Source organism: Psychrosphaera sp. HA2-10, assembly GCF_055693745.1.
This window is the reverse complement of record NZ_CM146341.1, coordinates 1,496,701-1,510,209: the sequence shown is the minus strand read 5'-3', so window position 1 is coordinate 1,510,209 and position 13,509 is coordinate 1,496,701. Positions and strand designations below refer to the sequence as shown.

The following is a 13,509-nucleotide window of genomic DNA, read 5'->3' as shown; positions in this document are numbered from 1 at the left end:
TTTATTAAATGGCTAATAGAGTTTTTAGATTTTACCTGACACTTACTAACAGGGAGTGTCAGGAGTATTACAAAGGTTACTATACCTCTATAAAAGTAATGTCTGATGTAGGTATAAGTGTACAGTTTCCGGCTCACCACATTAGAAGGTTTATGACTAATAATGGAGTTTCAGGTCGGTTTGAGTTGCAGCTTGATGAAAACAATAAGTTTATTGAGTTACGTAAAATTTAGCTTAATTTTATCTAAGGCCTAATTTTAGTTGGCTGTATTTAAACTTAGCTCTTGCGTGCTCATCTAATTGGTGTAATTATTACTAGTAACTTTGCTCATCCGATGAGCAAATTAATCCTCACAAAAATTAAAAAATAATAAACCTAACGAGGACAGGGGAGAAAAACATGACTAAAGGGGAACGCAGGCTTGCGCTCAAACCATTGGCTATTAGCGTTGCTTCTGCTGTATTAGCAATGCAATCAATGGGTGCAACTGCCGCAAATTTCAAAGTTGGCAATTTCGATGTTTCATTCGATTCAACATTTTCAGCTGGTGCTGCTTATCGCTTAGAAGATCGCGATTTCAAAAGCAATATCGGTAAATCAAACAATCAATTATTTAACTGGGCTAATTACAAAGGTTATGCACCTTTGTATGCTAATACTGATGTATGGGCAACGCCGGGTTCATATTCAACCAATGGTGACTTAGGTAACTTAAACTACGATGCGGGTGACTCGTTTTCTGAAGTTATTAAAGGTTTTCACGAGTTAACGATTAGCGCTGAGAACTACGGTGCCGTTGTTAGCTTTATGTACTACAAAGACTTTGCTGCAGAAGGAATCGGTTACAAGAACTCTGTGACTGGTAAGTCGTTTGATGTATGTCGCGACGAAGAAGCCAAAGAATTAGTTTGTCAGGACTTCCGTGTTCTAGATGCCTATTTCTTTGCTGATTTTGATTTTAATGATGGCCTAAATCCGGTATCAATTCGTGTAGGTGAGCAAGTATTATCTTGGGGTGAAAGTACACTTATTCCTCATGGTATCAACGTAAGCCCAGTTGATATTGCACGTTTAAAAGCACCAGGTTCAGATTTAAAAGAAGCATTTATTCCTACTGGAATGATATGGGCAAACGTTGGTATTAACGAAGCTCTATCTCTAGAAGCTTTCTATCAATACGAGTGGCAAAAAACGCGTTTACCGACTCCAGGTTCGTATTTCTCTACAAATGACTTTGCCGGTGCCGGTGGTCAGTACAACAATATCCAACTTAACTTTGCTTCAAACCCAGACTTAGACCGTGACGGATTGATGGCTGGTCTGGATGAGTTGGGAATGATGGCAGCGACAGGTGCTGTTCCTTCAGAACAACTTGCTCAAATGTATCTAGGTTATGCAACAAAGTTTGCAATTCGTGATTCATCAAGCGATCGTGAAGCTAGCGATGATGGCCAGTTTGGTCTTAAGCTTGGATGGTTTGCGGAAGACTTAAACTACAGTGAATTCGGTTTTTATTATATTAACTATCATTCACGTCGCCCACTAATTTCTGGTGTAGCGTCTGATTTTAGTGCAGGCGCTATTGGTGCTGATATACAAACTATGGCAATCGCCCAAGGGTCTGGTGGTTTAACGACAGAGCAGTTCAACAACTTAAATGCGTTTACCAAAGGCGTGATTGTTTTCCCTGAAGACATCAAACTATACGGCTTTAGTTTTAACACTACGGTTGGTACAACCGCTGTTTCTGGTGAAATTTCATACCGTGAAGGCGAGCCATTACAGATTGATGATGCAGAACTGTTATTCGCAGCAATGCCTCAACAGTTGGCCAATGCCGGTCTTCGTCAAGAGCTTGATGGACTTTCTCAATATGGTAGAAACCAAGTTGAAGGCTGTGACATTCAAAGCCCTGAGTTAGGTGCAACAGCAGATGGCTTCTGTCGTTTAGATACACTTCAAGCGCAAGCTACCGTTATTCACTCGTTTGGTCCTAGTTTTGGCCTAGATAACTTTAATGCTGTATTTGAAGTTGGTTACATTCAAATTCAAGATATGCCTTCAGAAGACATGATTCGCTTTAATGCCCCTGGTACAGAGCGTAGTGGTCAAACAACTGATGATGTAGCTGCCGGTGTTTTAGCAGGCGTACAAAATGGCACAGCGCCAGAGCAGTTTTTCCCAACGGAAGATGCTTGGGGCTATCGTATAGTTCTAGCAGGTGAAATAAACCGTGTATTTGGGTCTTTCAACGTTAAGCCAAGAATTACGTTTGCGCACGATGTTGATGGTATTACACCAGATCCACTTTTCTTATTCCATGAAGATAAGAAATCAGCAAGCTTCGCAGTTGAAATCGATTATCAAAGCACATGGTCGTTTGGTATGTCTTATAACACTTTCTATGATGGTGTAGGCACAATTAACCAAACTTCTGATCGTGACTATGTGTCGTTTAACATTAAATATTCGTTGTAGAGGATCACTTTAAATGAATAAAATTACCTTATTATCTTCAGTCGTTGCTCTGGCGTTTGCGTCGGTAGGGGCTGATGCAAAAGTTCCAGCTGCTGAAGCAGCTAAATTAAAGGGTGAATTAACACCTTTAGGCGCGGTAAAAGCAGCAAATGCGGATGGCTCAATTCCTGCTTGGACCGGTGGTATCACTTCAGCACCAGCGGGTTATACCGTTGGTATGCACCACCCTGATCCATTTTCGGGTGATAAAGTGTTATACACAGTTACAAACGCAAATAAAGACAAATACGCTGAGTTTTTAACTCCGGGTATTAAGAAGATGTTTGAAACGTATCCAGACACTTACAAAATGGATATTTATCAGTCACGTCGTACGGCTTCATTTCCACAATACGTTTATGATGCAACCATTGAAAATGCATCTCGAGCTGAATTAGTGGAAGGTGGAAACGGAATTAAGGGTGCAGCAATTGGTGTTCCTTTCCCAATTCCGGCGAATGGCTTAGAAGCGATTTGGAACCATATTTTACGTTTCCGTGGAGAGCAAACTACGCGTAACGGTGGTCAAGCTGCTCCTACAGCAGATGGTGACTTCACATATATAGGTTTTGATGAAGCTATTTCTATTGAATACTCTCAAAAGTCAGCAACACCTGCTGCTTTAGAAGAGAGCAATATTTTGTTCCGCTTTAAACAAAACGTTACGGAACCTGCTCGTTTAGCCGGCACCGCCTTACTTGTTCATGAAACAATGGATCAAGTTAAGAAACCACGTCAAGCTTGGACATATAACTCTGGTCAACGTCGTGTACGTCGCGCACCAAACGTAGCATATGATGCACCAGGAACAGCGTCTGATGGCCTTCGTACAACTGATGATTTCGATATGTACAATGGTGCACCAGACCGTTATAACTGGGAATTGAAAGGTAAAAAAGAAGTTTTCATTCCTTATAACAGCTATAAATTACATAGCGATAGCCTGAAATATTCAGACATCATCAAACCAGGTCATATCAATACTGACTTAGTTCGTTGGGAAAAGCATCGCGTATGGGTAGTAGAAGCGACACTTAAAGATGGTATCAGCCATGTTTATAAAAAGCGTACTTTCTATATTGATGAAGATTCTTGGCAGATTCATATCGCTGACTTGTATGATAACCGTGATGAGTTATACAGAGTTGCGGTAGCTTATGGCATCAACTATTATGAAGTACCAACTCATTGGAGTACTTTGGATGCATATTACGACTTGAACTCAAGACGTTATATTGCGATCGGCTTGGATAACGAACAAAAAATGTACGACTTCCAAACAGAACAAAATGCAAGTGACTATACTCCTGCTGCATTACGCCGCTCGAACAGATAGTGCATAAGCATTAACTTAATAAAACGGTTGGCTGGTCCAGCCGTTTTTACTTTAAACCGAGTACCAATAACCGAACACAAACTAAAAAACTAAGAGTTTTATGACAAAAATTTCCCTTTATCCTATCGTTTCTCTTTTAGTTGCTGCCTTTATAGCAACATCTGACGCCTCTGCGTCTGTCAAAATTTCAATAGAACCTACTAAGTCAGTAAAAAGTGACCTTGCGAGTACCCGATTACTGACGGATATTATATCTGTGGGACAAAACCTCGTTGCAGTGGGGGAACGTGGTCATATTATACTCTCTGATAATGGAGTTGATTGGACACAAGCCAATGTGCCAGTGAACGTGTTACTTACTTCAATTGCATTTTCAAACGAAAGCGTGGGTTTTGCAGCAGGTCACGATGCAACTATTTTAAAAACAGTGGATGGTGGTAAAAACTGGGAGTTATTAAATTACCAACCAGAGTTGGACCGTCCATTACTATCTATTACAGCGGTAAATAATTCTGTTGTAGCAGTCGGTGCCTATGGCCTGTATTGGCAAAGTGATGACTTAGGTGTGACTTGGCAACAAGAATTTCATGATGAACTCCTATTAGCAGAAGATCGCGAATTCCTACTAGATATGAAAGAGTCTGACCCAGAAGTTTACGAAACTGAAAAGCAGTATCTACTTCCGCACTTTAATGACATTTATGTGAATAAAGACACCTGGTATTTAGCTGGTGAAGCTGGATTTTTAGCGACAAGTAAAAACCAAGGTAGAGACTGGGTTAAATTGCCGGTTGATTACTACGGCTCATTCTTTTCGCTCGCTAATAACAACAAAGGCGAACTCGTTGTTGCAGGCTTGCGAGGCAATATTTTTGAGCAAAAAAGTCAAGATAGTTGGTCTGAATTTACAATGAAAGGTAACGCGACAATAAACGACATACTTGTTATTGACGGTGCTTTATATTTATTTGCCAATTCGGGTAATTTATACTTTTCTAAAACCGGTGATTCTTTTAACCATCATATATTTGAAGATGGCAAAGCGGTAATGGCCGGCGCATTAAAAAATAATAATATCGTTCTTGCTACTGAAGCAGGTATTAAATCAATTTCATTAGCAACACTTAAGTAAAAGAGATCTTCCTCGATGTTAATTCACTCTTTAGAAACATTTTTATTCCGACAAAGACCTTTAGTAATACTGATCTTTGCATTTTTTACAGCGGTGCTTGGCTATCAAGCTTCTAATATTCACTTGGATGCCTCTTTTAACAAGAATATTCCATTACAGCATGAATATATGCAGACGTATGTTCAGTACAGTGAGGAGTTTGGTGGCGCCAACACGGTTTATATTTCCGTGTGTGATAAAGAAGGCGATATCTTCAATCCACACTTTTTTGAGGCTTTAAAAGGGGTTCATGACCAGCTCTTTTTTATTCCAGGTGTAAATCGAACGCTGGTAAACTCTCTTTACTCTCCTAGCACACGCTTTATTGAAGTTGTAGAAGACGGTTTTGCCGGTGGTCCGGTGATACCAGCAGACTTCCAAGCAGATGCTACAGGCCTTGCTACCGTTAAACAAAACGTAGAGAAAGCAGGTATTGTTGGTAGAAGTGTTTCTGATGATTACTCTTGTGCCATGGTTTCAAGTCAGCTACTTGAGAAAAATCCTGAAACTGGTGAAAATCTAGATAGTATTGCGCTTGCAAATAAATTAGAAAAGCAAATTCGCGAGAAGTTTGAAGACGACAAAATTTCGATTCACATTATTGGCTTTGCCAAAATGATCGGTGATGTTGCCACTGGAGCTAAAGACGTAGTTGTATTTTTCGCTATTGCAATCGCAATCACGTCCTTGATGGTATGGATATTCTGTCGCTCTTTGCTACTAACGGTTTTACCAATTGTATGTTCGTTCATGGCTGTTGTATGGCAGTTAGGAATGTTAAATACGCTAGGCTTTGGTTTAGATCCGATGTCAATATTGGTGCCGTTTCTGGTCTTTGCGATAGGGGTTAGTCATGGCGTGCAAATGATTAACTCAATCGGTAAACGAGTACACGAAGGTATGACTGCAAGAGAAGCAAGCTGTGCGAGCTTTGTGAAGCTGCTAATTCCCGGTGGTATTGCTTTACTTTCAGACACTGTTGGATTCTTGACCTTACTAAACATTGATATTGGTATTATTCGAGAGCTGGCGATTACTGCTAGTGTTGGTGTAGCAATAATTATTTTCACTAACTTATTTTTATTACCAGTTTTAGCCTCATATATTGACTTTGATAAACAGTTTAAAGCTCAGCCAGAGGGCACTCACGATCACATATGGCGTGCTATGTCATCGTTTACTAAACCAAAAGTGGCTTACTCTATTTTGTTTGTAACAGCGATGCTTTATGTGTTTGGTTACGTTAAAAGCCAAGATATGAAAATCGGTGATATGCAAGCAGGTGCACCGGCATTACATGCAGATTCTCGATACAACCAAGACACCTTTTTAATTACTGACCGCTACGCTATCTCAACAGATATCTTAAAGGTTATTGTTGAGACGAAAGAGAGTGGTTGTACGTATCATTCAGTGATGAACTTGATTGATCAGTTCCAATGGCGCCTAGAAAATGTAGAGGGTGTTCAATCGGCGGTCAGCTTGTCTTCTGTAGCGAAAGTTGTTAACACTGGTTTTAACGAGGGCAACTTAAAATGGCGTTCATTGCCTAGAAATACGACCTCACTAGTTCAGTCAACCGCTAGAATTGAAACAAGCACCGGATTATTAAATCGTGACTGTAGCGTTATGCCAATTATTCTGTTCTTGGAAGACCACAAAGCAGAAACTATTGAACGAATTGTTGATGAAGTGAAAGCCGCGCGAGCAGCACTGGAAACAGATGAAGTTAAATTTAGATTAGCGTCTGGTTCAGCAGGCGTAATGGCGGCGACAAACGAGGCTGTCTCTGCAGCTCAGGTGCCTATGCTTTGGTACGTATATGGTGCAGTCGTTCTGTTGTGCTTAGTCAGCTTCCGTTCAGTTAAGGCAACTATTGCGGTGGTATTGCCGTTATTTGTTGTGTCAACGTTAGCGCAAGCATTAATGACTTACTTGGAAATTGGCCTGACTGTTTCAACGATGCCAGTTATTGCTTTAGGTGTTGGTATCGGTGTCGATTATGGTATTTATATTCTATCCACTATGGTTGAGTCGATTAGAAATGGTGAATCAACGAGAACGTCATACTTTAATGCGTTAAAAGAGCGCGGAAGTGCGGTGTTATTCACTGGTTTAACATTAGCAATTGGTGTGAGTACATGGGTATTTTCTGCACTTAAATTCCAAGTTGATATGGGAATACTATTAACATTTATGTTTTTAGTGAATATGTTAGGTGCAATTATCGTATTACCAGCGTTAGCATCGGTGTTATGGCCGAATCAACGTGAAAAAGAATAAAAAATTGTAAATTAATTCTTTAATAACAAATGCATAAATATAATAAAAAGCGACGTAAAGTCGCTTTTTTATTTAGTGCTTTTGCATAAGTGCCTAACTAGCTCATCAGAGCAGTTGTAATATAGGAAGACATTGAAAAATTTCATTTTAATTAGTTGAAGATTAGGGCTACACTTGTTGATGTCAAAAAAGTATAACAAATATCAGCATTTAAATATTTAAAAGGAAACTGTAATGACCTTGTTACGTAATTCCTCGTCTGTGATCCTTAAAAATGTCTCAAAGCTCATAGAAGAAAAATTGCCATTAGAGCGTCGTGCTCATGTAGAACAATTTGCATCTATATTATTCGGAAATATCTCACAACAAGACTTAGAAAAAAGAATTGATGTAGAGTTATACGGTGCAGCTTTAAGTCTTTTTAACGCGTTTAGCGAGGCAAATACTGGTCAGCCTTTCATCCGAGTGTTTAACCCTGAGTTAGGGAAACATGGTTGGGAATCTGAACACACTATCGTGCAAATCGTTGTTAATGACTTGCCATTTTTAGTAGATTCCGTGCGTATGGCATTAAATCGCCTTAATATTACTTCTCATTTATTAATTCATACGCCTATTAAAGTTAACCGCGACAAAAAAGGAAACGTCAAAAGTTTTGTTGATCTAAAGTCCGATGATAAAACGACTCATACGCAAACTGTTTTCTTAATTGAAATTGATCGTCAAGCGGACAACAAACAAGTAAAAGCTTTAACGAAGGACTTAGAGTCTGTGTTAGCAGACGTAAGTATTGCAGTTGAAGACTGGAAACCTATCCAAGAAAAATTACAAAATTGTATAAATGAAGCGTCTAATTCAAAACATGCAGAGCAATCGACGCTTAAGACCAGTATCGATTTTCTGAATTGGATCGCAGACCATAACTTTACGTTGATGGGATACCGACAATACAAGGTTTCTGGTGTTGAAGGTGATACTGAGATCACACCAGTTGCAGGCTCAGCGTTAGGGTTGACTAAAAACAGAGAACCAAAAGTTCGTGTTTTGTCAGACTTGTCCAACGCATCTCGCCAAGAAGCGCTATCAAACAATTTATTAGTGATTACAAAAACAGGCTCAAAATCGACAGTACATCGTCCTGCTTATATGGACTATATCGGTATCAAGATGTTTGATGATAGTGGTAAAGTTATTGGCGAGCACCGATTTATTGGTTTATACGGAGCGGGTTTTTATAACTCAAGCGTAAAAGATATTCCATTACTAAACGAAAAGCTAAATCGAATTACCGAAAAAAGCACATTTGCCGTTGGCAGCCATGCTTATAAAGCTTTATTAAACGTGCTTGAAACCTATCCACGTGATGAGTTAATTCAAGCATCTGAGCAACATCTGATGGAAGTTGCTTTAGGCGTTTTACAAATGCAAGAGCGCGATATGACTAAGCTATTCATTCGCAAAGATTCGTTCGGTCGATTTTATTCGTGCATGGTGTTTGTTAGACGTGAACGCTACAACACCGCCCTTAGACGTGATACGCAAAGTATACTGAGTCAAGCTATGAATAGTGATGAGGAAGTTGAGTTTAACACTTTCTTCTCTGAGTCACCGTTAGCCAGAACACACTATATCGTTAGAGCCACAGATCAGGATGTAGAATTAAACGTGAAAGATATTGAAAATAACTTAATTGAAGCCGCTCGTACATGGGACGACAAACTTTCATCCGCACTTAGCACCTCATATGGTGGTGCCAAAGGAAAAGAACTTGCTGTTCGTTATGCCAATGCATTTCCATCATCTTACAAAGACCAAGTATTGCCTTCAACAGCAACGGTAGATATTCATCATTTAGAAAGTTTAACGGATGAAAATAAACTAAGTATGCTGTTTTATCGACCACAAGAAGAGTCTGATAAAAATGCTGTACGGTTAAGTCTGTTCCACAAAGATGAACCAATTCATTTATCTGATGTATTGCCGATTCTTGAGAACTTCGGACTACGTGTTATTGGTGAAACCCCATATCAAGTAAAAACTGAGCAGGGCACTAGTTGGATCATGGACTTCACCATGCGCCTGACAAACGGCGATAATTCAGACTTTGAGAAAACCCAAGAGCTGTTTCAAAATGCCTTTGATGCAGTATGGAAAAATAACCTAGAGAATGACGGTTTTAACCGACTAATTTTGGGTGCGAAGTTAAGCGGTCGCCAGGCATCAGTTATTCGTTCTTACGCTAAGTATATGCGTCAAATTGGTGTGACTTTCTCTCAAGCTTACATTGAGTCTACATTTGACCGATATCCGAAGATAGCCGGACAATTAGTTGAGCTGTTTACACTTAAATTTAGTCCAAAAAAAGTTAGTGAGAAAAAGTACGAAAAACTAAAAGAGAAACTTTTAGTAGCACTAGATGACGTAGCGAACTTGGACGATGATCGTATCATTCGTTTATACATCACGTTAATGGATGCAACACTGCGCACAAACTTTTACCAAAAGGCGAAAGATGGCTCGTTCAAGCCATATATCTCGTTTAAGTTGCTACCAGCGCAAATTCCAGAAGTCCCGTTACCAAGACCTAAATTTGAAATTTTTGTTTACAGCCCAAGAATCGAAGGTGTTCACTTACGTGGTGGCAAAGTAGCTCGTGGTGGCTTACGTTGGTCTGACCGAATGGAAGATTTCCGTACAGAAGTTCTTGGTCTAGTAAAAGCACAACAAGTTAAAAATACAGTAATCGTTCCAAATGGTTCAAAAGGTGGCTTTGTTTGTAAGCAAATGCCAGTTGAAGGCGGTCGTGATGCATTTTTCGCTGAAGGACAAGAGTGCTACCGTATCTTTATTCGAGGCCTTTTAGACCTAACAGACAACATAGTGCATGGTGAAGTTGTTCCACCTAAAGACGTTGTGCGCCATGATGAAGATGACACTTATTTAGTTGTAGCAGCAGACAAAGGCACAGCCACTTTCTCGGATATTGCGAACGCTATTTCTGAAGAATATAACTTCTGGTTAGGCGATGCATTTGCTTCAGGCGGAAGCGTTGGTTATGACCACAAAAAAATGGGCATTACAGCGCGCGGTGCATGGGAATCTGTTAAACGTCACTTTAGAGAGATGGGCATTGATTGCCAAACGACCGATTTTACCTGTGTAGCCATTGGTGACATGGCCGGAGACGTATTTGGTAACGGTATGTTGTTGTCTAAACACACGCGCTTACAAGCTGCCTTTAACCACATGCATATCTTTATCGATCCAAACCCAGATGCGGCGTCTTCGTATGTTGAACGTCAGCGTTTGTTTGAGCTACCTCGCTCTTCGTGGGAAGACTACGATAAGTCGTTAATCTCTGAAGGTGGTGGCATCTTCTCTCGTACTTCAAAGTCTATTCCGTTAAGTCCTGAAATGAAAAAGATGTTAGGGACTAAAAAAGCGTCAATGGCACCAAATGACTTGTTACGAGCATTATTAACGATGCAAGTAGATCTAATTTGGAATGGTGGTATTGGTACTTACGTTAAAGCTAAGTCGGAAACTGACGCACAAGTTGGTGACCGAGCAAATGACGCACTTCGCATAAACGGTTCTGAACTGAATGCTAAAGTTTTTGGTGAAGGCGGTAACTTAGGTTTAACCCAGTTGGGCCGTATAGAATTCGCTCAACATGGTGGACGTATAAACACAGATTTCGTTGACAATGTTGGTGGCGTAGATTGCTCAGACAATGAAGTAAATATTAAAATATTACTAAATCAATTGGTTAACGAAGGTGAATTAACAAGAAAGCACCGTGATCAGTTACTTTACGATATGACTGATGACGTGTCTCAAATCGTTATTAAAGACTGTTACCGTCAAACACACACGATTTCTATTACTGAATTAAAAGGCGTGAGTTTAGTTAAAGAGCAATTACGTTTTATTCATGAGCTTGAGAAGTCGGGTAAGTTAGACCGTGAACTAGAGTTTCTACCAAACGACGAAGAAATTGCTGAGCGTCAAGCGAAAGGGAAAGGTTTCACTCGCCCAGAGCTTTCAGTATTGGTGGCCTATGGCAAAATGATCTTAAAAGAGCAGTTTGCTATTGAAGAAATTGACAGCAATCCTTACTACATTCCGCTGTTAGTTAAGGCGTTTCCACCTAAATTGCAAAAGAAATACGCTGAGCAAATACAGTTACATCCATTACGTAAAGAAATCATAGCAACTAAACTTGCTAATGAAGTTGTAAATGATATGGGTCTTAACTATGTCGTGCGTATGAAAGAAGAAACAGGTGCAACGGTTGACGAAGTTCTAACATGCTACATGATGGCCCGCGAAGTATTTGATATGCCAAGTGCATGGTCGAAAATCGAAGCGTTAGACAACCAAGTTCCGGCAATTGTACAAACCGAAATGTTACATCAACTAAGACGAACTGTTCGTCGAGCTTCTAGATGGTTCTTACGTCATCGCAACAAAGCGTTAGGCTTGAGTGAGACTATCGAGCATTACAAACCTAAGTTTGATAAGTTGATGAAAAATTTAGGTGACTGTTTAGTTGATAAAGAGAAGAAACAGTTGATTGATGCGCAACAGAGTTTCGAGCGTGAAGGCGTTCCGACAGAGATAGCGACTTACGTGTCACAATTGTCATCAATATTCTCTGTGATGGATATTGCCGATGTTGCTGCCAATACTAATCGCGATGTAACTGAAGTTGCCACTATGTACTTCCGTTTAGGCTCAGATTTAGGTTTGCATTGGTTCTTAGATCAAATTACCAATCAACCGGTTGGAAATCATTGGCAAGCATTAGCTCGAGCGAGTTATCGCGAAGAGTTAGATTGGCAACAACGCGCTTTAACTGCGACTGTGTTACAGTTTAAGTCCGATAGCAAAGATTTAGACGTAATATACGATGAGTGGATGGCGTCATTTGAGCATATCTTAGGGCGCTGGCAACATATGATCGCTGAGTTTAAAACGACAGAAAGCCATGAGTTCGCTAAGTTCTCTGTGGCATTGCGAGAGCTCATGTTATTGAGTCATCATTGTGAAACGGCGGTTTAAATACTGTTAATTCTCAATTAAAATACGCCTCGAATATTCGGGGCGTTTTTGTAGCGCGGTCAATTTATATTAGGAAAGAAGAATGTTATTTGAAATAGCTAAAAAGTTTATGTTTAGCCAAGACCCAGAGTGGGCTCACGATTTTGCTCTAAATAACTTTCGTCGATTTGCGAATACGCCTCTAAGCTGGGCATGGCAACAAAACGTAGAAAATAAGCCTGTCCAAGTTTTAGGATTAACATTCCCGAACCCTGTAGGTTTAGCCGCAGGGTTAGACAAAAATGGGCGTTGTATCGAAGCCTTTGGACAAATGGGTTTTGGTTTTGTTGAAATTGGTACAATTACGCCACTCCCTCAACCGGGCAATGAAAAACCAAGAATATTTCGTATACCAGAGCGCAACGCCATCATTAATAGAATGGGTTTTAATAATGATGGGGTTGATGCTTTGATAGAGAATGTTAAAAACTCTCAATACAAAGGCATTTTGGGCATTAATATTGGCAAGAACAAAGATACACCTAATGAAAGAGGCCACGAAGATTATGTAATTTGTATGCACAAAGTATACGAATATGCAGATTATATTACGGTTAATATTTCATCTCCCAATACTCCAGGATTGCGAGATCTGCAATTTGGTGACTCACTCGTAACGTTATTGTCTTCGGTCAAACAGGCACAATTAGAATTAGAAAAGCAACATAGTAAGTATGTTCCAGTTTTAGTAAAAATAGCACCAGATATGGACGATGTCGGTATTGAACAAGTGATTGAATGTATCGTAAATAACAGTATTGATGGTGTCATTGCAACCAACACCACTCTTTCAAGAGATGCAGTCAAAGGTTTAAAACACGGTGACGAAATGGGCGGGTTGAGTGGCGATCCAGTTAGAGATATGAGCACTGATGTAATTAAAAAAATTAGGTCAATTAATAAGACACTTCCCATTATAGGAGTGGGGGGGATTAACAGTGCAAAAGCCGCTAAAGAAAAACTAGACGCTGGAGCGTGCCTAGTACAAGTATATAGCAACTTCATTTATCAAGGTCCTAAGCTGGTCAAAGATATTGTAAGTGGTTTATAAACGGTTGACAGAAACAACAGCGCTTAATACTCTGGGCTTAATAAATT

The 13,509-nt window shown here is 39.9% G+C and carries 7 protein-coding genes; all 7 read left to right on the top strand.

The genetic code is table 11. The features are described 5' to 3' along the window. Positions 1-8 precede the first annotated feature (8 nt). Entirely contained in the window at positions 9-233 is a 225-nt protein-coding gene (locus tag ACZ1GV_RS06845) for a DUF2835 family protein (RefSeq protein WP_472675823.1), read from the top strand. 167 nt (positions 234-400) lie between these two features. Beyond that, positions 401-2,479: a DUF1302 domain-containing protein gene (locus ACZ1GV_RS06840; protein WP_472675822.1), complete on the top strand. Its 2,079-nt coding sequence runs from the start codon at positions 401-403 to the stop codon at positions 2,477-2,479. Positions 2,480-2,492: 13 nt separating this feature from the next. Further along, positions 2,493-3,854 (top strand): DUF1329 domain-containing protein, encoded by a 1,362-nt coding sequence (locus ACZ1GV_RS06835; RefSeq protein WP_472675821.1) that lies wholly within the window; start codon positions 2,493-2,495, stop codon positions 3,852-3,854. A gap of 100 nt (positions 3,855-3,954) precedes the next feature. Then, positions 3,955-4,986 (top strand): WD40/YVTN/BNR-like repeat-containing protein, encoded by a 1,032-nt coding sequence (locus ACZ1GV_RS06830; RefSeq protein WP_472675820.1) that lies wholly within the window; start codon positions 3,955-3,957, stop codon positions 4,984-4,986. A gap of 15 nt (positions 4,987-5,001) precedes the next feature. After that, positions 5,002-7,308 carry an efflux RND transporter permease subunit gene (locus ACZ1GV_RS06825; protein ID WP_472675819.1) on the top strand — a complete coding sequence of 769 codons (2,307 nt, stop codon included), beginning with the start codon at positions 5,002-5,004 and terminating at the stop codon, positions 7,306-7,308. Between the two features lie 234 nt (positions 7,309-7,542). Further along, a complete protein-coding gene (locus ACZ1GV_RS06820) occupies positions 7,543-12,372 on the top strand; it encodes an NAD-glutamate dehydrogenase (RefSeq protein ID WP_472675818.1) in 4,830 nt (1,609 codons plus the stop codon). A gap of 82 nt (positions 12,373-12,454) precedes the next feature. Further along, positions 12,455-13,462: a quinone-dependent dihydroorotate dehydrogenase gene (gene pyrD, locus ACZ1GV_RS06815; protein ID WP_472675817.1), complete on the top strand. Its 1,008-nt coding sequence runs from the start codon at positions 12,455-12,457 to the stop codon at positions 13,460-13,462. Positions 13,463-13,509: the final 47 nt, after the last annotated feature.